The 18,237-nt window shown below is 63.5% G+C and carries 19 protein-coding genes; 1 reads left to right on the forward strand and 18 read right to left on the reverse strand.

Features of this window, described 5'->3' with window-relative positions; all coding sequences use genetic code 11:
• Window positions 1–37: 37 nt before the first annotated feature.
• The 18 genes from queC to FHW69_RS10810 form a co-directional block, all read right to left on the reverse strand.
• Window positions 38–721, reverse strand: coding sequence for a 7-cyano-7-deazaguanine synthase QueC (queC, locus tag FHW69_RS10725; RefSeq protein WP_183423047.1), 684 nt, complete (start codon window positions 719–721; stop codon window positions 38–40).
• 57 nt (window positions 722–778) lie between these two features.
• Complete coding sequence (queE, locus tag FHW69_RS10730) at window positions 779–1,471, reverse strand: 7-carboxy-7-deazaguanine synthase QueE (RefSeq protein WP_183423048.1); 693 nt, start codon at window positions 1,469–1,471, stop codon at window positions 779–781.
• A 3-nt stretch (window positions 1,472–1,474) separates the two neighbouring features.
• The gene (ybgF, locus tag FHW69_RS10735; protein WP_183423049.1) at window positions 1,475–2,302 is read right to left on the reverse strand and encodes a tol-pal system protein YbgF; all 828 of its coding nucleotides are present in this window, start codon (window positions 2,300–2,302) and stop codon (window positions 1,475–1,477) included.
• A 3-nt stretch (window positions 2,303–2,305) separates the two neighbouring features.
• Window positions 2,306–2,818: a peptidoglycan-associated lipoprotein Pal gene (gene pal, locus FHW69_RS10740; protein ID WP_183423050.1), complete on the reverse strand. Its 513-nt coding sequence runs from the start codon at window positions 2,816–2,818 to the stop codon at window positions 2,306–2,308.
• Window positions 2,819–3,074: 256 nt separating this feature from the next.
• Window positions 3,075–4,391 carry a Tol-Pal system beta propeller repeat protein TolB gene (gene tolB / locus FHW69_RS10745; protein ID WP_183423051.1) on the reverse strand — a complete coding sequence of 439 codons (1,317 nt, stop codon included), beginning with the start codon at window positions 4,389–4,391 and terminating at the stop codon, window positions 3,075–3,077.
• A 125-nt stretch (window positions 4,392–4,516) separates the two neighbouring features.
• Window positions 4,517–5,455: a cell envelope integrity protein TolA gene (locus tag FHW69_RS10750; protein ID WP_183423052.1), complete on the reverse strand. Its 939-nt coding sequence runs from the start codon at window positions 5,453–5,455 to the stop codon at window positions 4,517–4,519.
• Window positions 5,442–5,885 carry a protein TolR gene (gene tolR / locus FHW69_RS10755; RefSeq protein WP_183423053.1) on the reverse strand — a complete coding sequence of 148 codons (444 nt, stop codon included), beginning with the start codon at window positions 5,883–5,885 and terminating at the stop codon, window positions 5,442–5,444. Before tolR ends, FHW69_RS10750 begins: the two co-directional genes overlap by 14 nt.
• Window positions 5,886–5,905: 20 nt before the next feature.
• Window positions 5,906–6,589, reverse strand: a complete 684-nt coding sequence (tolQ, locus tag FHW69_RS10760; protein WP_183423054.1) for a protein TolQ — start codon at window positions 6,587–6,589, stop codon at window positions 5,906–5,908.
• A gap of 29 nt (window positions 6,590–6,618) precedes the next feature.
• The gene (ybgC, locus tag FHW69_RS10765) at window positions 6,619–7,026 is read right to left on the reverse strand and encodes a tol-pal system-associated acyl-CoA thioesterase (RefSeq protein WP_183423055.1); all 408 of its coding nucleotides are present in this window, start codon (window positions 7,024–7,026) and stop codon (window positions 6,619–6,621) included.
• A complete protein-coding gene (gene ruvB, locus FHW69_RS10770; protein WP_183423056.1) occupies window positions 7,023–8,063 on the reverse strand; it encodes a Holliday junction branch migration DNA helicase RuvB in 1,041 nt (346 codons plus the stop codon). The genes ybgC and ruvB overlap by 4 nt, the downstream gene beginning before the upstream one ends.
• A 102-nt stretch (window positions 8,064–8,165) precedes the next feature.
• Window positions 8,166–10,064 (reverse strand): potassium transporter Kup, encoded by a 1,899-nt coding sequence (locus tag FHW69_RS10775; RefSeq protein WP_183423057.1) that lies wholly within the window; start codon window positions 10,062–10,064, stop codon window positions 8,166–8,168.
• Between the two features lie 3 nt (window positions 10,065–10,067).
• A complete protein-coding gene (gene ruvA, locus FHW69_RS10780; RefSeq protein WP_183423058.1) occupies window positions 10,068–10,667 on the reverse strand; it encodes a Holliday junction branch migration protein RuvA in 600 nt (199 codons plus the stop codon).
• Window positions 10,664–11,185, reverse strand: coding sequence for a crossover junction endodeoxyribonuclease RuvC (gene ruvC / locus FHW69_RS10785; RefSeq protein ID WP_183423059.1), 522 nt, complete (start codon window positions 11,183–11,185; stop codon window positions 10,664–10,666). The genes ruvA and ruvC overlap by 4 nt, the downstream gene beginning before the upstream one ends.
• 36 nt (window positions 11,186–11,221) lie before the next feature.
• Complete coding sequence (locus FHW69_RS10790; protein ID WP_183423060.1) at window positions 11,222–11,971, reverse strand: YebC/PmpR family DNA-binding transcriptional regulator; 750 nt, start codon at window positions 11,969–11,971, stop codon at window positions 11,222–11,224.
• 86 nt (window positions 11,972–12,057) lie between these two features.
• Window positions 12,058–12,693, reverse strand: coding sequence for an alpha/beta hydrolase (locus tag FHW69_RS10795; RefSeq protein ID WP_183423061.1), 636 nt, complete (start codon window positions 12,691–12,693; stop codon window positions 12,058–12,060).
• Between the two features lie 13 nt (window positions 12,694–12,706).
• Window positions 12,707–14,473 carry an aspartate--tRNA ligase gene (gene aspS / locus FHW69_RS10800; protein WP_183423062.1) on the reverse strand — a complete coding sequence of 589 codons (1,767 nt, stop codon included), beginning with the start codon at window positions 14,471–14,473 and terminating at the stop codon, window positions 12,707–12,709.
• A gap of 117 nt (window positions 14,474–14,590) precedes the next feature.
• Window positions 14,591–15,169, reverse strand: coding sequence for a DUF3011 domain-containing protein (locus tag FHW69_RS10805; protein ID WP_255494749.1), 579 nt, complete (start codon window positions 15,167–15,169; stop codon window positions 14,591–14,593).
• A gap of 75 nt (window positions 15,170–15,244) precedes the next feature.
• Window positions 15,245–15,550 carry a zinc ribbon domain-containing protein gene (locus FHW69_RS10810; protein ID WP_183423063.1) on the reverse strand — a complete coding sequence of 102 codons (306 nt, stop codon included), beginning with the start codon at window positions 15,548–15,550 and terminating at the stop codon, window positions 15,245–15,247.
• Between the two features lie 297 nt (window positions 15,551–15,847).
• On the opposite strand from FHW69_RS10810, the gene FHW69_RS10815 reads away from it, so the two are divergent.
• A complete protein-coding gene (locus tag FHW69_RS10815) occupies window positions 15,848–18,220 on the forward strand; it encodes a TonB-dependent receptor (RefSeq protein ID WP_183423064.1) in 2,373 nt (790 codons plus the stop codon).
• The last annotated feature ends 17 nt before the right edge of the window (window positions 18,221–18,237 follow it).

Raw genomic sequence — 18,237 nt, forward strand, 5'->3', positions numbered from 1 at the left:
CGTGGCGTCGACCCAGGCCATACGCCACGGTGAGTGATCAGACGTAGTGGGTCGGATCGGGCACGCCGGCTTCGCGGAAGCCCTGTGCGCGCAGGCTGCACGCATCGCAATGTCCGCAGGCGCGACCCTGCGCATCGGCGTTGTAGCAGCTGACAGTGGCCGCGAAGTCCACACCCAGGCGCTCGCCCTCGGTGACGATCTGGGCCTTGCCCATGTTCATCAGCGGTGCGTGCACCACGATGCCTGCGCCTTCCACGCCTGCTTTTGTCGCGACATTGGCCAGTGTCTGGAATGCTTCGATGAATGCGGGGCGGCAATCGGGATAGCCGGAATAGTCCACGGCGTTCACGCCGCAGAAAATGTCGCTGGAACCCAGCACTTCAGCCCAACCCAGCGCGATCGACAGCATGATCGTGTTGCGTGCCGGCACGTAGGTCACCGGGATGCCTTCGCCGCCCTCTTCCGGCACGTCGATGTCGGCCGTGAGCGCGGAGCCGCCAATGCTGCGCAAATCGACATGTACGGTCTTGTGCACCACGGCGCCGAGCATCTTCGCCACGCGCTCGGAGGCTTCCAGTTCGGAGCTGTGACGCTGACCGTAGGCGACGCTGAGCGCATAGACCTCAAAGCCCTGCTCGCGCGCCATGGCGATGGTCACGGCCGAGTCCATGCCGCCGGAAACGAGGATGACGGCTTTGCGGGTCGGGTTGAATGCGTTCATGGATACCACCGGATAAACATAAAGAGACGGAACCGGCTTCGCTGAGCCGGCGGCGGATCAATGCCCTGCCGCGTCGTTCCAAAGGAGTTTGTGCAATTGCATCTGGAAGCGGACTGGCAGGCGATCGGCCAGAATCCACTCCGCCAGTTCGCGTGGCAGCACCTTGCCGTGCACCGGTGAGAACAGCACCATGCAACGCGTATGGATGCCATGTTCGGCGACCGCATCACGCGACCATTCAAAGTCGGCGCGACTGGCGATCACGAACTTGACCTGATCATGCGGCAGCAAGTGATCGAGGTTCGACCACAGGTTGCGCGCGCTTTCGCCCGAATCGGGCGGCTTCAGATCCATGACCTTGCGCACGCGCGGATCAACGGTCGACACGTCGAGCGCGCCGGAGGTCTCAAGCGACACCTCGTATCCTGCATCGCAGAGTTTGCGCAGCAGAATGTGGCAGCGCTTCTGCGACAGCGGCTCGCCGCCAGTCACGCAGACGTGATGCGCCCCATGGGAGGCCACCTCCGCCATGATGGCGTCGATGTCGTGCCACTGGCCGCCATGGAACGAGTATTCGGTATCGCACCACACGCAACGCAGCGGGCAACCAGTCAGGCGCACGAAGACGGTGGGCCAGCCAATGGCGTCGGCCTCACCCTGCACGGAGTGGAATATCTCGGTGATACGCAACCGTTCCGCGACAGGCGCAGCCGGCGACACATCCGCCGGCGTGACGGTGCTGCTGCTCATGGCTTAGTTGGTCGCCTGATGCTGCATCCGGCGCAGACGTTCCTGGGCGAGGCTGGCGGCCTTCGTACCCGGATACCTGATCACCACGGACTTCAATGTGGCGATGGCCGAGCTGTCCTGCTTCAACTGTGACTGGCAATAACCCACCTTGAGCAGGCCATCGGGCACCTTCTCGCTTTGCGGGTACAGCCGGACGAGGCGCTGGAAGGCTTCCAGGGCCACGGGGTAGTTCATGGTCGCGTAGTACGACTCGCCCAGCCAGTAATAGGCGTTGGGAGCCAGCGGACTGTCGGGGTTCTGCTGGAGGAAGTCGCGAAAACCGCGCGATGCGGCGACGAAATCACCGCCGCGCAACGATTTGAAAGCCGCGTCATAGGCTGCCTGCTCGCCCGCAGAAGCGGTGCCTGGCGATGCCGGTGACTCGGTTGCTGCCGGCTTGCCCTGAGGCGCCGTAACGGGAGCGGAAGCGGCGGCGACAGGCGCCTGCTGCTGTGCGGACGCGCCCTGCGCGCCCGATTTTTCAAGGTTGCCAATACGGGCGTCGAGCACCTGGTACTGGGCCTTGGCGGAATCCTGGAGTTGCTGATTCTGGTGCTGCAGTTCTTCGATCTGACCCTGCAGCTGCTGTACCTGCTGCTGGAGATCGCTGAGCTGATTGACCATGGTGGTCGTGCCCTGGTCACGCTGCGACGCCTGCTCAAGTCGCGACACGCGGTCGGCGAGACTCAGGCGGGAATCCTGCGCATGGACCGGCAGACCGAAGAGCGTGGCGGACGCTAATGCGCCCGCCACGCCAAGCCTGGCCGTGAAGCTGGTAGCCAGTTTCTTCATTACTTACTTCGCGGTGTACACGATCTCGACGCGACGATTCTTGCTCCAGCAATCATCGTTGTGCTCGCGGCAGGTCGGCTTCTCTTTGCCGTAGCTGACGACATTGAGCTGGCCAGCCGAACCACCAGCAGCCTGGAGGGCGCTGGAGACGGCATTGCCACGACGCTCGCCGAGGCCGAGGTTGTATTCACGCGTGCCGCGCTCGTCGGTGTTGCCTTCGAGCGAGATGGCCGACGACGGACGATCCTGCAGGTACTTCGCGTGGCACGCGATGATCTGCTGGAATTCCGGCTTCACTTCGTTCTTGTCGAAATCGAAGTAAACAACGCGCTGGCGCAGGCAAGCATCGGTGTCAAGATCCGACGGCTGGTACTTGCCGTTGGTGTTGGCGCCGGAGTTGTCGACCGTCGTCTGGACGGGCGGCTGGACGGGCTGCTTGACATCCTGCTTCTTCTGGCAGGCGACCGCGCCCACGCACAGCAGGGCGGCCAGGGTGACGCGAACGGTCTTATTCATGGGACGTTCCTTCAACAGTTGAGTTCCGACAGTCGATTACGGTTACGGGACAGGCACCGCCGGTTGTCCGGCTGTTTTTCTACTTACATCCGCGCCGACGGAGTACTGTCCCGTACCCCTGCCAACGCACCGGCAACTGCGAGAAACGCCGTCACCAGTTAAACCTTCGTCCGCAGAAAAGGCGCGGAGAGCCCGCGCCCTTTCCCTGGACGTTGCTGAAGTCGCGCGTCGCTATGAAAAGCGACGGGCGCGCCAATCAGCGCTGTCGATATGGACCCCAGGAAGGTTCGCGAACGTCACCATCCGAAAGGACGAGACGCTGGCGTACCAGACCGTCGGCCGAAACCGCATAAAGGACCCCTCGCGTACCCTGCGACGCCGCATAGAGCAGCATGCTGGCATTCGGCGCGAAACTCGGGGAATCATCCACGTTTCCGGGCGATACGAAGCGCACCTGATTCCCCAGGCTACGGTCCATGATTGCAATACGATACACGTTCCCGTTGCCCTGCACCATCGCAATTTGCTTCCCGTCATAGCTGACGGACGGGCTGGCGTTGAACCCGCCCTGGAAGGTGAGGCGCGTGGCGTTTCCGCCCGAGATCGAGGTCTGATAAAGCTGCGGCTTGCCGGAGCGATCCGAGGTGAAAATCAGGCTCTGGCCGTCCGGCGTAAAGGTGGGTTCGGTGTCGATGGCGAAGTTGTTGGTGACCCGGGTTTCCGTGCGCGAAGCCACGTCGATGATGAAGATTTCCGGATTGCCCACGTAGGACAGGCTGACCGCCAGCTTCGTGCCATCCGGCGACCACGCCGGAGCGCTGTTGATGCCCTTCGGGTGCGAGGCGATCAGGCTACGCGAACCGGTGCCGATGTTCTGCACGTAGACGGCCGAGTTGCCGCTTTCAAACGACACGTAGGCCAGCTTGGTGCCATCCGGCGACCAGGCCGGCGACAGCAGCGACTCGCGCGAGCGGGCCACGACCTGCGGATTGAAGCCATCGGAGTCGGCCACGATCAGCGAATAGGCCGTGTTGTTACCCACGCCCACGGCGGTGATGTAAGCAATGCGGGTCCAGAACGCGCCACGAACGCCGGTGATCTTTTCGTAGATCTGGTCGGCAATCTGGTGGGCCACGCCACGCAGGTCACCCGCCGGAGCGGTGAACTGCTGAGCCAGCAGGCTCTGCTGACGGTTCACGTCCCACAGTTCGTATTCCACGCGGATCATGCCGCCGCCCGCATCAATGATGCGACCGATGGTCAGGTAATCCTGCTTCAGCAGACGCCAGGTCGCGAACTTGATGTCCGCGCCTTTGGACGGCGCCTCGACGATGTCGGCCTTGTCCAGCGAGCGGAACTTGCCGGAACGGTTGAAATCGGCGCGGATGACGTCGGCCACGTCGGTGGGAAGCGGTGCGCCGCCCTCCTGCGCGAAGGGCACCACCGCAATCGGCGTGGCGGTCTTCAGACCGTTGGCGATTTCGACGTTGAGCGTCTGGGCCGCCGCCGGACCTGCCACAAAGGCGGCCACGAGCGACACGAGTATGGCGAGGCGGGAAATCGTTCTGCGCATGGGCTGATTCATTGCGACCTGGAATGGGGGAAACGGCTGGGAGATGTTAACCCGGCCGGAGGGCCGGGTATGACCGAGGTCTGAACCGCCGCGCGCCACCGGAAGGGGCGCGCGGCGTCTCATCATTAAGGCCGGAAGGTGAAGGTAATGTTGGGCGAGTACACGTCCTCGAAGCCCGCGTAGGGCAACGGCTGGGCGCGAAGCACCGCATTCTCGACGTATTGGCGCTGGGTGGCGTCATACGGGCAGCTGGCATCGACCTTCACGCTGGCCACCTGGCCACCCGGAATCTGCACCACGTGGACCTGGCAGGGCACGTTGGGCATGTCGTCCGGACGGGTGTAGTTGGACGTCACCGCGTTCTGGATGGCCGCCAGATACCTGCCCAGCTTGCCGCTGTCCTTGCCGTTTGTGCCGGTCATCTTGTCCGGGGCATTGGGGAGGTCAGGCAGGCCGTCGTCCTTCGCGTTCTGAAGGTCCTTCAGCTGCTGCTCCGCCTGCTTCTTGGTGTTGTCGGCCTTCCTGGTCTGCGCCTTGGCAGCATCGAGCTGCTTGAAGATGTCGTCGATCTTCTTCTGCTGCTCCTGCTTTTTCTTCTCCGTCTCGGCGTCGATTTCAGCCTGGCGCTGACGCTGCTTCTCTTCCTGCTCGCGCTTGGCGTCCTCGGCCTTCTGCGGCGCGTCGTCCACGATTTTTTCCTGATCCTTCAGGTCAGGCTGCTTCGGCGGAGGCGGCAGCGTGGGCACCGGCGGCTTGGGCTGCGGCGGCGTGGGCTCGGGGATGACCTGGGGCGGCGGCGTGGTGTCCGGCGTCGGCTTGACCTTGGTGGCCTTCGGCGGCGGGCTGCCCGTGGGGCCCACCAGGATGGCTTCGATGACCTGCCCCGGCAGCTCCAGGGGAGCCGGACACTTCAACGGATTCCACGCCGCGGGCAGGCCCACGGACTCGGCAAAGGTTTCGTAGCTCGTGCACGGGATGATCGCGAGGGCCAGAAAGCCCACGATCCCGACGTGCAGCAGCGCGGCCAGGACGACCGCGCGAGAGGTTTCCTTACGGCTTGCCATTCTTCGCGCCCGACTCCGGCTGGCTCATCAGGCCGATCTTGGTCACACCCGACTCCTGCAGGATCGGCAGGATGGCGTAAACCTTGCCATAGCCCACGCGCTGGTCACCCGCGACCAGCACCTGCAATTCAGGATTGGCGTTGTGATAGGCCGTGATGCGCGTACGGAACTCGTCTTCGGAAACGGGCTGACGCTTCTCGCCCTCGGCGGTCAGGTAGATCTGGCCGGCCTCGTCCACGGACACGACGACCGGGTCCTTCTTGTCCTTCAGGGACTTGGCGTTGGTCTGGGGAAGCTGGATGTCCACGCCGAGGTTCATCATGGGCGTGGTGACCATGAAGATGATCAACAGCACGAGCATCACGTCGATATAGGGAACGACGTTGATCTCGGACTTCAGTTTCCGCTTCTGGCGGCGATGGGGGCGCATGGTCGTGATCGCTCCGGCCTTCAGGCGACGTCGTCGGAGTGAATCTGACGCTGCAGCACCGAGGAAAACTCTTCCTGGAACACCTCATAGCGCGAGGCAAGACGCTCGACCTTGTTGGCGTAACGGTTGTAAGCCCACACGGCCGGGATGGCGGCGAACAGACCCATGGCGGTGGCGATCAGCGCCTCGGAAATGTGCGGAGCCACCACGGAAATGGTGACGTCCTTCATTTCGCCCAGGCCCTGGAACGCACCCATGATGCCCCACACCGTGCCGAACAGACCCACATACGGACTGATGGAGCCCACGTTGGCCAGGAATTCGAGGTTCTGCTCCAGCTTGCCGATTTCGCGGGTGCCGGCCACGCGCATGGCGCGCTCGGAACCTTCCATCACGCGGTTGGCATCGGTGACGCGACGCTGACGCTGGCGGGCAAATTCGCGGAAGCCGGCTTCAAACACGTTCTCGATACCGTGCTGGCCATCGCGGTTGCCTACTTCGCGGAACAGGGCGGCCAGATCGCCGCCGGACCAGAAGCGGTCTTCAAACGCTTCCGCGTTTTCGTGCGCCTGCTTCAGCTGCGAATACTTGCGGATGATGATCACCCAGGACAGGAACGAGAAGACCAGCAGCAGAAGCATGACCAGCTGCACCGGCAGGCTCGCTTCCGCGACCAGTTTGAAAATGTTCAGTCCACCGTTCATCGCTTCTGGGCTCTCCGCCGGGTATGTCTTTAAGGGGTAAGGAATTCTTGGAAAAACAGGTCGCCCGGAATCTGCGCCGGCCGCACCGCCGCAAGGTCGACGCAGGCGACGCGAACGGTGGCCTTCAACAAGGGGCTTCCGTCACGTCGCGCTATATCCTGATGGAACAGCATACTGGCTGAACGTCGTTCTTTGACCGCTACGGAAACGAGCAGTTCATCATCCAGACGGGCCGGACGCAGAAAATCGAGGTTCATCTCGCGCACGACGAAGCCCAGGCCCGTGCGTTCGCGCAGTTCGACCTGGTCGATACCCTGCGCGCGCATCCACTCCGTGCGCCCGCGTTCGAGGAAACGCACGTAGTTGGCGTGATAAACCAGACCGCCGGCGTCGGTATCTTCCCAGTAGATGCGTACGGGCCAGGTAAAGAGGCTCATGCGTCACCCTGGAAAAGATCGGGCACACTGGCCTGTCGCTGCGGCGGGGTCAGCCCCAGGTAGCGCCAGGCCTTGGCCGTGGCCATGCGGCCGCGGGCGGTGCGGATCAGATAACCCTGCTGGATGAGGTAAGGCTCAACGACGTCCTCCAGCGTGCCGCGGTCCTCGCTGAGTGCCGCCGCCAGCGATTCCACGCCAACCGGGCCGCCCTCGAAACTCTCGATGATGGTGCCCAGCAGACGGCGGTCCAGGTCATCAAAGCCCTGGGCGTCCACTTTCAACATGTCCATGGCGGCGCGCGCCAGGTCGTGGCTGATGCGGCCATCGCCACGCACTTCCGCGAAGTCGCGCACGCGGCGCAGCAAGCGATTGGCGATACGCGGCGTGCCGCGAGCGCGGCGGGCGATTTCCACCGCACCCTCCACTTCACAGGCAATCCCGAAGATCTTCGCGGCCCGGCGGACGATGGCCGTGAGCTCATCCACGCTGTAGAACTCCAGCCGCTGGATGATGCCGAAGCGGTCGCGCAGGGGACCGGTCAGAAGACCTGCGCGCGTGGTCGCGCCAATCAGCGTGAAAGGCGGCAGGTCCAGCTTGATGGAGCGCGCCGCCGGTCCTTCGCCAATCATGATGTCGATCTGGAAATCTTCCATCGCCGGGTACAGCACTTCCTCCACCACGGGCGACAGACGGTGGATCTCGTCCACAAACAGGACGTCGTTGGCTTCCAGGTTGGTCAGCAGCGCGGCCAGGTCGCCGGCACGCTCAAGCACAGGACCGGACGTCGAACGCAGATTCACCCCCAGCTCATTGGCGATGACGTGCGACAGCGTGGTCTTGCCCAGACCCGGTGGCCCGAAAATCAGCACGTGATCCAGCGCCCCACCCCGCTTGCGGGCGGCCTCGATATAAATCGACATCTGCTCCCGCACGGTTTCCTGACCGAGATACTCGTTCAGTCGCTTGGGACGGATGCTGGCTTCCAGCGCCTCGTCGTCCATGGCGGCGGCGGTAGAAATGATGCGGTGTTCGGTCATGGGGCCGATTATGGCAGAGCGGGGTTGGCGCAGGCGCGCACGCAGGGCCCTGGAAGGGCCCGCGTGTTCGCACGATGGAGGTGAAACGGGACGTGGCGCGGGTCAGATTTCGACCTGCGCCCCCAGCTCGATCAGGCGATTGCCCGGAATCTGGAAGAACGCCGTGGCCGGCAACGCATTGCGGGCCATGAACGCGAACAGCTTGTCGCGCCACAGGGCCATGCCGGGACGACGTGCATCCGCCACGATGGTTTCGCGTGACAGGAAGAACGTCGTGTCCATCATGTCGAAATCCAGGCCCATGCTCGAAGCGCGGGTCAGCGCCAGAGGAATGTTGGGGTCTTCCGCAAAACCGAAACGAAGTTGCAGGCCGAAGAAGCCGCCACCGAAGTCGGTGACTTCCATGCGTTCGTCTGCATCTGCCACCGGCGTTTCCAGCATTTCCACGGTCAGCAGCACGTTGCGCTCGTGTAGCACCTTGTTGTGCTTCAGGTTGTGCAGCATCGCGTGCGGCACGGAATTCTGGTTGGCCGTGAGAAACACCGCCGTACCGGGAACGCGCAGCGGCGGATGATCGGCGATATTGGCCACGAAGGGCTCCAGCGCCAGACCGGACTGCTTGATCTCGCGCACCACCAGGTCCCTGCCCCGACGCCACGTGGTCATCATGACGAAGATCACGACACCCAGCACCAGCGGGAACCAGCCACCGTGGGCAATCTTCAGCGCATTGGCGCCGAAGAACGCAATGTCGATGATGAGGAACAGCACGCCGACAGAAATCACCGCCGACCAATGCCAGTTCCAGCGCTTGCGGGCAACCACCAGCGCCAGCAGCGTGGTCATCGTCATCGTGCCGGTCACGGCGATGCCGTACGCCGCACCAAGGTTGTTCGACGAGCGGAACCCGATCACGGCGAGGAACACCAGCACGAGCAGCAGCCGGTTGATCCACGGCACGAAAATCTGCCCGGACATCTCGCGCGAGGTGTGGACCACCGCCATGCGCGGCGAGTAGCCAAGCTGCATGGCTTCGCGGGTCATGGAGAACGCGCCGGAAATGACGGCCTGCGACGCAATGACCGCCGCCATCGTCGAGAGCGCGATCATGGGATACAGCAGATCGTCCGGCACCATCTTGTAGAACGGGTTTTCGATGGCCGTCTGATCGTGCAGCAGCAGCGCGCCCTGACCGAAATAGTTGATAAGCAGCGCCGGCAGCACGAAACCGAACCATGCCACGCGAATGGGCTTCTTGCCGAAGTGCCCCATGTCCGCATACAGCGCCTCGGCACCGGTCAGCGCCAGCACCACGCCACCCAGTGCGATGAAGGCCTGCTTCTTGTGCTCAAGGAAGAAATCAATGGCGTACATCGGATTGACGGCCACCAGCACCTGCGGGTGCTTCACCAGCTGGTTCAGGCCGAGCACGGCCAGCACCAGGAACCACAGCGTCATCACCGGCGCGAACGCCTTGCCGACGGTGGCCGTGCCGTGACGCTGCACCGCAAACACGAAGAACAGGATTACCAGACAGATGGGGACCACATAGTCCTCAAGCTGCGGGGCCGCCACTTCCAGACCTTCCACGGCGGAAAGCACCGAAATGGCCGGCGTGATCACGCCATCGCCGTAGAACAGCGACGCACCAAAAATGCCGATGGCTGCCAGCACCCAGCGCGCACGCGGCGAACCGCTGACGCTGCGCTGCGCCAGCGCCATCAATGCCATGATGCCGCCTTCGCCCTTGTTGTCCGCGCGCATCACGAAGGTCACGTATTTCAGTGACACCACCATGATCAACGCCCAGAAAATCAGCGACAGAATACCCAGCACCGCGGCCGGCTGCGGCGTCATGCCGTGCGTGCCGAGTGTTTCCTTCATCGTGTACAGCGGGCTGGTACCGATGTCACCAAAGACCACGCCAATGGCGCCCAGAGCCAGCGCGGCCAGGCGTCTCTTGTGATCGTTCGTCCCATCCGGATGCGTCTGCGGATTCACGGATTAGCTCCCCAGAGCGGCGCGTAGCGCCTTGCGAATGATGGATTCGGCGGTATCGCCTTCTGCCGCGACCTTGCCCACCAGACGGGTGGCCTCGGGCGGTTTGTAACCAAGCTGCTGGAGCGCGATGGTAGCCTCCCCCACCGGGTCCGTGGGAAGTGCACCCGCGCCATTGGTGGCTCCCGGAAGGCGAACGCCCACCGCTTCCACGCGGTCGCGCAGCTCCACCACCATGCGCTCGGCCGTTTTCTTACCGATGCCGGGAATTTTCGTCAGCGCGGCAACGTCGCCCGCATGAACCAGCCGCGCCAGGTCATCCGTGGCCACGCCGGAAAGCACGGCAAGCGCGATCTTCGCGCCGATGCCACTCACTTTCAGCAGGTTGCGGAACATGGCCCGCTCGGTTTCATGCAAGAAGCCGTACAGCGAGACGCCGTCTTCTTTCACGGCGTAGTGAATCAGCAGCGTCACTTCCCGCCCGGTAGCCGGCAGGTCGTAAATCGTGGACATCGGGGCATCGACGTCGTAACCGACGCCACCCACTTCCACAAGCAATGACGGCGGCTGTTTACTGATAAGCGTGCCACGCAGTCGACCAATCATCGGCGACGTCTCCATGCCGTGCGCGGAATACCCACGCGTTGAATGCTGGAACGGGTATGCGCGTGCGTGATGGCAATGGCCAGCGCATCGGCGGCATCCGCCTGCAACGGGCCCTTAAGGCCAAGAATGATGCCGATCATGTGCTGCACCTGGGTCTTGTCGGCACGTCCGCTACCCACCACCGCCTGTTTGACCTCGGTCGCCGCATATTCGTGCACGGTGATTCCCCGGCTGACAACGGCACAGATGGCGGCGCCACGCGCCTGCCCCAATTTCAGGGCCGAATCGGCGTTGCGTGCCATGAACACGCGCTCGATCGCGGCTTCTGCCGGATCGTGCGCGCCGATGATGCCGCACAGCTCGTCAAATATGCGTTTCAGGCGCAGCGGGAAGGTTTCTTCTCCCACCACGACAAGCGCGCCATGAAACACGTGTTTCAGGCTGCCATCGTCCGCCACGTCGATAACACCGACGCCCGTGCGCTGACTGCCCGGATCGATGCCGAGAATGCGAACCATGCCTGAAAGATCACCGAGACGAGTGAGGTCGAGACCTTACTCCTGATCGGCGTCCTCAGGGGGAAGCACGGCGTTGTGGTAGACCTCATCCACATCGTCCAGTGCGTTCAGACGGTCGAGCAGCTTCTCGAACTGCTCCAGCGCTTCACCGGTCGGCGTGACCAACGGGCCGTTCGGGCGCATGACCACATCGGAGCTTTCGACCGTGAAACCGGCTGCCACAAGCGCCTTGCGCGTTGCTTCCACCGTGATCGGATCGGCCGCCACCAGCACGGTGCCCACGCCATCGGCGATCACCACGTCTTCCGCGTCGTTCTCGATGGCAGCCTCTTCCAGGCGGCTTTCCACATCGGCATCGCCGCCCGTGCGAATGACCAGCTGGCCCACTCGATTGAACTGGAACGCCACCGAATTGGTGGTGCCCATGTTGCCGCCCAGCTTGTTGAGTGCTGCGCGCACATCGGCGACGGTGCGGGTCTGGTTATCGGTGACGCAGTCGATGATCAGCGCGGTACCCGCCGGGCCGTAGCCCTCGTAGCGGATTTCGTGCATGTCGGCGCCGCCATCCGCACCCGAGCCGCGCTTGATCGCGCGGTCGATGGTGTCTCTGGTCATATTGGCCGCAAGCGCCTTGTCGACCGCCGCGCGCAGACGCGGGTTGCCGCCAGGATCAGGCACGCCGCCCCGTGTCGCAATGGTGATTTCGCGGATCAGCTTGGTGAACACCTTGGCGCGCTTGGCGTCTTCGGCGTTCTTGCGACCTTCGATGGACGGGCCTCTACCCATAACGATTCCTGCCAGTGACAGACGGACAAGCGGCGGATTTTACCCGAATGCCGGGGAATGGCGAGAAGCAGGCCACGATCAGGCCATCAGGGAAGCTCGAATCGCCCCGAACGCAGAAACGACACGACCTGCCGGGCCACGTCGGCCGACACAAGAAGCCCGGTGTGACTGGTTTCCAGCGTGCAGTGCGCGGCGATGCCGGGCAATTGGGTCTCGGAAACGGCCACCGAACCATCGTGCTCGCCGTTGGCAATATCACTGACGAAAGCGCCCAGCCCCACGGGCATGCGCCCGGCGATCATGCCGACCTCGCGGCCGCCATCCCAACGCTCCAGACCGTGCGCAAGCAGTTCGCGACTGCGACCCAGCAGCATGTCGCCACCCCAATGCCCGGTGAGCCCGCGCGCAGCGGCGCTTCCGGCCAGCGGCGAACCGAGGCAGACAATGCGTCCGGGTGGAAGATCATCATCGTCGCGACAGGCCAGCAGGCCAAGGATGCCGCCCAGACTGTGCCCGACCAGGTGGACGGGCCCGTCGCCCAGCGCCTTCATGCGCTTGCGCAGGCGCGCGATGGCCTGCTCCGGCGGAGCAGCCACGCTCATGTATTCAAAGCGATACACATCGAATTCGGCATCGCGCAGGCGACGCTGAAGCATCGCAAGCGCGAAACCTCGCATCCACAGGCCGTGCAACAAAATGACCCGTGGCGCGTTGTCAGTCATGGTGTGCGGGCCGTCAGACCTTGGAACCGACGGCGACGCGAACGTGCAGTTCCTTCAACTGCGGCTCGGAAACCGGCGACGGAGCGTCCGTCATCAGATCCTGCGCGCTGGTCGTCTTCGGGAACGCAATGACGTCACGGATCGACTCGGTGCCCGCCATCAGTGCAGCAATGCGGTCGATACCAAAGGCCAGGCCACCATGGGGTGGCGCGCCCATGCGCAGCGCCTTCAGAAGGAAGCCGAACTTGGCCTCCGCTTCTTGTGCACCAATGCCCAGCAGCTCAAACACGGCGCTCTGCATCTCCGGACGGTGAATACGGATGGAGCCACCACCGATCTCGTTGCCGTTCAGCACCATGTCGTAGCCACGGCTGACCGAGTTGGCCGCATTGGCGCGCAGGTCGGCAATGTCGTCGACCTTCGGAGCGGTGAACGGATGATGCAGGGCCACGTAGCGCTGCTCTTGTGCGTCGTACTCGAACATCGGGAAGTCGGTGACCCACAGCGGCTTCCACACATTTTCGACCAGACCACGATCACGGCCGATCCTGATGCGCAGTGCGCCCATGAAATCGGTGACCGTCTTCCAGGCGCCCGCACCGAACACGATGAGGTCGCTGTCCTGTGCACCGGTGAGCGTCAGCACCTTTTCCAGTGCGGCATCGTCCAGGAACTTCAGCACGGGCGAAGAAATACCCTCGCGGCCCTTGGCCAGCGATTCGATCTTCATCCAGGCCAGGCCCTTGGCGCCGTAACGGGAGGCGTAATCGGCCAGGCCGTCGATGTCCTTGCGGGACAGCTCCGAGCCACCCGGCACGCGCAGCGCGGCCACGCGACCTGCCGGATCGTTGGCCGGATCGGCAAATACCTTGAACTCGACCTGCTTCACCGCCTCGGCGATGTCGATCAGTTCCAGCGGGATGCGCAGGTCCGGCTTGTCCGAACCGAAGCGGCGCATGGCCTCTTCGTAGGTCATGCGCGGGAAGCTGGCATCCAGCTCCACGTTGCGCACTTCGCGGAACACGTGGCGGATCAGGTCTTCCACGAAGTCCTGCACGTCGCGCTCTTCCACGAAGGCGAACTCAAGGTCGAGCTGGGTGAATTCGGGCTGGCGGTCGGCGCGAAGGTCTTCGTCGCGGAAGCAGCGGGCAATCTGATAGTAGCGGTCGAAACCGGCCATCATCAGGATCTGCTTGAACAGCTGCGGCGACTGCGGCAGCGCGTAGAACTGGCCCGCATGCACGCGGCTGGGCACCAGGTAATCGCGCGCGCCTTCCGGCGTGGCCTTGGTGAGGATCGGCGTTTCGATGTCCTGAAAACCGGCGTTGTCCAGATAACGACGCAGCTCGCGCACCAGCTTCGTACGGGTGCGCATCATCTGCTGCATCTCCGGACGGCGCAGGTCGAGATAGCGGTAGGTCATCCGCATGTCGTCGTTGGGGTTCTCGTGCATCGCGAAGGGAAGGTCGCGGGCCGCATTGAGGATTTCCACCTTGTCGGCGATCAGCTCAACGGCACCGGTCTTCAGCTTGTCGTTGGAGGCCAGACGCTTGCGGACCTGACCGGTCACCCGGATGACGAATTCATTGCCCAGTTCGCCGGCGACGGCGAAGGCATCGGCGTTGTCGCGCTCGATCACGACCTGGGCCAGGCCCTCGTGGTCGCGAATATCGACAAATGCCGTGTGGCTCTGGAGGCGAAGCGTATTGACCCAGCCACAGAGGGTGACGTTCTGGCCGATCAGCGACTCGTCGATCAGACCGCAAAAGTGCGTGCGCATACGCGTGAAGACTCCGGGCCGCCGCGGCGGCGTAAAGCGGTGAAAAGACCCCGAATCGTAGCACGACGCAGGCCACCGGAAGCCGCCCGCACACAGGCGGGCGGCTGCGGAACCGGCTTAACGGGCGTCGACGCCGAACTGCGCGCGGCAGCCGTCGTTGACCCAGATGCCACGGCGATCCCAGCCCCAGCTCTGGCCTTCGTCACAGCGCGAGTCGGAAGTGCGCCGGATCAGACGGGCACCGCCACGGCCAATGTCGATATCGCAGCGGGTGAAGCGATTCCGGCTGCTGTTGCACTCGATGACCGTTTCCCGGTTCGGGCGGCCGTACCCGTCGCCCCAGCCTGGGCCACCGCCGTTACCCGGGTAGCCACCGCCGCCATAGGGCGGACGCCCCGGACCCGGACCCCAGTCGCCACGGCCGCCCGCGGCCGCGAACTGCGCCCGGCACCCCCGGTCAACCCAGATGCCGTTGCGGTCAAAGCCCCACGTCTGGCCGCGCACGCACCGCGTGTCGGACTCCTGCCGCACCACCACAGCATCGGCCCAGGGCACGCTGCACCGGGAAAAACGCCCGTCATTACTTGCGCAGTACACCCACTGACCCTGAGCGTGGGCCACCGACGGCAGCCCCATCCCCGCTCCTGCAACCAACGCCATCGCCGCCATGGCGACCACGCCGAGGAAACCACGCATATCTTTCGTCCTTCCACTTGGGGGTGATGCGCAAAATAACGCACCAACCCCAACGGCCATTGAACGAACTTGCGATCAGTCCGTGGAGGGTTTGGCCGGCGCCGGAGCGGGCGCTGCTGCCGGGGTCGGCGCGGGCGGGGCGGCGGGAGCCACGGGGGCGCCACTGGACCCCTCGACCAGATTTTTCTTCTTGTCGCCCTCTTTCTTGAAATCGGTCTCGTACCAGCCGCTGCCGGCCAGACGGAACTGGGGTGCGCTCAGCATGCGGCCCACACGCGGCTGGCCGCAGGAAGGGCAGGTCTCGGGATCGGCATCGGCGATCTTCTGCAGGCGCTCGAACCGGTGCCCGCAGGCCTGACACTGAAATTCGTAGATGGGCATGACGCTGGATTTCCGGAAATAAGAGGGGCTTCAGACCGGGCATTATCTGTCCGCCCCCTCTTTTTTCAATGCCCCCGAGGCCACAGACCCGGGAGAAGCGCCCAGCCACCGGCAAAAAAACCTTACAAGAATGCTCGAAACATCTGCCATACAGACGAGCAAAAGCTCCGGGAACCCATCCCGGAGAACATGAGTTCAGACGTCTAAACGGCTATTGACCCAACATCGCATCATGTGCAAGCCTGACCCTTCGTGCACCGCAGCATAACGCGATGGTGCCTCATCAGGGAATACAACATGAGTGAGCTTCGCCTCCGTGCCCGACACGCTGCGCTTTCCGTCGCCATCTCGCTGGCTCTGGGTGCGAACTGTTCGATGGCACAGGACGCGCCGCCCACACCGGAGAAAGCTTCCCAACTCGACACCGTCGTTGTTACCGGCACGCGCGCCACAGGTCGCACGGTCAGCGAATCGCTGGCGCCCATCGACGTGCTTGGCGCGCGCGATCTTCAAGCTACCGGTACCACGGAGCTGGCCACGGCACTCGCACGCGCCCTGCCCTCACTGAACTTCCCGCGCCCATCACTTACCGATGGCACGGATGGGTCACGTCCGGCCCAGTTGCGCGGCCTGTCACCCGATCAGGTGCTGGTGCTGGTCAACGGCAAGCGCCGCCACACAGGCGCCATCGTGAATCTCAACGGCACGCAGGGACGCGGCTCGTCGCCGGTCGATCTGAATGCCATACCCATCGAAGCGGTGGACCACATCGAAGTGCTCCGCGATGGCGCGGCGGCCCAGTATGGTTCCGACGCCATCGCAGGCGTCATCAACATCGTGCTGAAGGGCGGCGCGTCCGGCGGCAGCGTCAACGGCAGCTTCGGCAAATACAGCGCAGGCGACGGCGTGCAGCGCGATGGTGGTGGCGACATTGGCTTTGCGCTCGGCAGCGAAGGCTGGCTGCGCATTGCGGGCGACGTGGGCCACGACGATCCCACCAATCGCGCTGGTGTCGATCTGCGCAACCCTGCGGACCCGAGCTACGGCCGCGTCAATCAGCGCTTCGGCGATCCGGACGTCAAACACCAGTCCGCATTCATCAACGGCGAGTACAAACTCTCCCCCACGGTCACGCTGTATGCGTTCGGCAACGCCAGCAATCGCAATGCCGATGCGGCAGGCTTCTGGCGACCGGGGCTGGACAGCCGCAACATCCGCTCCATTTATCCGGACGGCTTCCTGCCCATCATCGCGACCACCTCGAAGGACAGATCACTGGTGGCGGGCGTTCGCGGACAGACGGCAGGATGGAACTGGGACGTCAGCGGCAACTACGGGCAGAACCAGCTCCAGTTCGACGTCGACAACAGCCTCAATACCACCCTGGGGCCCACCAGCCCCACGCACTTCTATGCGGGCACACTGCAAAACACCGAGAAGCTGCTCAATCTGGATGTATCCAGAGACTTCGATGTGAACGGGCTGCACAGCCCGCTGACCGTTGCATGGGGCGCCGAATACCGTCACGAAAACTATGAGATCGACGCGGGTGATCCCACCTCATACGTCGGCACGGGTGCGCAGGTGTTCCCCGGCTTCCGTCCCACGGATGCCGGGTCCAACAGCCGCCACAGTTATGCGGCATATGCCGAACTGGACGCGGAAGTCACAGAGAAGCTCTCGGCTTCGGCTGCGGCGCGATACGAGCATTACAGCGACTTCGGCCGCGCACTCAATGGCAAGCTTTCCGCGCGCTACGCCTTCACCGACAAGGTCGCGCTGCGTGCCACGGCTTCCAACGGATTCCGCGCACCATCGCTCGCGCAGCAGTTTTACTCCACGACATCCACGGTGTTCATCAACAGCGTTCCGTATGAGGTGAAGACCTTTCCGGTCACGGACCCTGTTGCGCAGGCGTTCGGCGCGCAGAAGCTCAAGGCGGAGAAGTCCACCAACTACAGCCTCGGCCTGGTGGTGCAACCCACGGAGTCCACGTCGGTCACGGTGGATGCGTATCAGATTCGCATCGGCAACCGCATTGTCCTTTCGGAAAACCTTACCGGCACCGCCGTCGCCGCCTTCCTCACCGCACAGGGCTACCCGGGCGTGAACGGAGGTCGCTACTTCACCAACGCCGTGGACACGCGCACACGCGGTGTCGATATCGTGGGCAGTTGGCGGCCGGATGTATCGGTGGGCACGCTGGATCTGAATCTCGGTTACAACTACAACAAGACCGACATTCTCAACATCGCACCCAATCCCGCACAGCTTTCCCAGAACGGCCTCACGCTTCAGCGCATCGGTCGCGTCGAAGAAGGACGCATCACCAAGGGATCGCCACGCGACAAGCTCACACTTGGCGGCAACTGGCGCCTCAGCAACTGGGGCGTCCGCGCTGACCTCAGCCGATATGGCCAGTTCACGGTATTGAGCACGGTGCCAGCCAACGATCAGACCTTCTCGGCGAAATGGGTACTGGACCTTGCTGTGGATTACAACGTGAACAGCTGGACGTTCACACTGGGCGCGGACAACGTCTTCAACAAGTACCCGGACCAGGTGCTGGCGGCCAACAGCACGTCAGGGATTCTTCCGTACAGCAGCAGTTCGCCCTTCGGTTTCAACGGCGCATTCGTCTACGGAAAGGTGGCTTACCGCTGGAAGTGATCTTCCAGCGGTAAGCC

Origin of the sequence: Luteibacter sp. Sphag1AF (genome assembly GCF_014192715.1) — a bacterium.
Classification (GTDB): Bacteria; Pseudomonadota; Gammaproteobacteria; order Xanthomonadales; family Rhodanobacteraceae; genus Luteibacter.

Excerpts from the sequence above, each read along its gene's own strand:
- ruvA (WP_183423058.1), bottom strand. The coding sequence starts at position 10,667 with ATGATTGGTCGACTGCGTGGCACGCTTATCAGTAAACAGCCGCCGTCA.
- ruvC (WP_183423059.1), bottom strand. The coding sequence starts at position 11,185 with ATGGTTCGCATTCTCGGCATCGATCCGGGCAGTCAGCGCACGGGCGTC.
- tolQ (WP_183423054.1), bottom strand. The coding sequence starts at position 6,589 with ATGAACGGTGGACTGAACATTTTCAAACTGGTCGCGGAAGCGAGCCTG.
- pal (WP_183423050.1), bottom strand. The coding sequence starts at position 2,818 with ATGAATAAGACCGTTCGCGTCACCCTGGCCGCCCTGCTGTGCGTGGGC.
- tolR (WP_183423053.1), bottom strand. The coding sequence starts at position 5,885 with ATGCGCCCCCATCGCCGCCAGAAGCGGAAACTGAAGTCCGAGATCAAC.
- FHW69_RS10790 (WP_183423060.1), bottom strand. The coding sequence starts at position 11,971 with ATGGGTAGAGGCCCGTCCATCGAAGGTCGCAAGAACGCCGAAGACGCC.
- ruvB (WP_183423056.1), bottom strand. The coding sequence starts at position 8,063 with ATGACCGAACACCGCATCATTTCTACCGCCGCCGCCATGGACGACGAG.
- FHW69_RS10805 (WP_255494749.1), bottom strand. The coding sequence starts at position 15,169 with ATGCGTGGTTTCCTCGGCGTGGTCGCCATGGCGGCGATGGCGTTGGTT.
- ybgC (WP_183423055.1), bottom strand. The coding sequence starts at position 7,026 with ATGAGCCTCTTTACCTGGCCCGTACGCATCTACTGGGAAGATACCGAC.
- tolB (WP_183423051.1), bottom strand. The coding sequence starts at position 4,391 with ATGCGCAGAACGATTTCCCGCCTCGCCATACTCGTGTCGCTCGTGGCC.
- aspS (WP_183423062.1), bottom strand. The coding sequence starts at position 14,473 with ATGCGCACGCACTTTTGCGGTCTGATCGACGAGTCGCTGATCGGCCAG.
- ybgF (WP_183423049.1), bottom strand. The coding sequence starts at position 2,302 with ATGAAGAAACTGGCTACCAGCTTCACGGCCAGGCTTGGCGTGGCGGGC.
- FHW69_RS10795 (WP_183423061.1), bottom strand. The coding sequence starts at position 12,693 with ATGACTGACAACGCGCCACGGGTCATTTTGTTGCACGGCCTGTGGATG.
- FHW69_RS10750 (WP_183423052.1), bottom strand. The coding sequence starts at position 5,455 with ATGGCAAGCCGTAAGGAAACCTCTCGCGCGGTCGTCCTGGCCGCGCTG.
- FHW69_RS10815 (WP_183423064.1), top strand. The coding sequence starts at position 15,848 with ATGAGTGAGCTTCGCCTCCGTGCCCGACACGCTGCGCTTTCCGTCGCC.
- queC (WP_183423047.1), bottom strand. The coding sequence starts at position 721 with ATGAACGCATTCAACCCGACCCGCAAAGCCGTCATCCTCGTTTCCGGC.
- queE (WP_183423048.1), bottom strand. The coding sequence starts at position 1,471 with ATGAGCAGCAGCACCGTCACGCCGGCGGATGTGTCGCCGGCTGCGCCT.
- FHW69_RS10810 (WP_183423063.1), bottom strand. The coding sequence starts at position 15,550 with ATGCCCATCTACGAATTTCAGTGTCAGGCCTGCGGGCACCGGTTCGAG.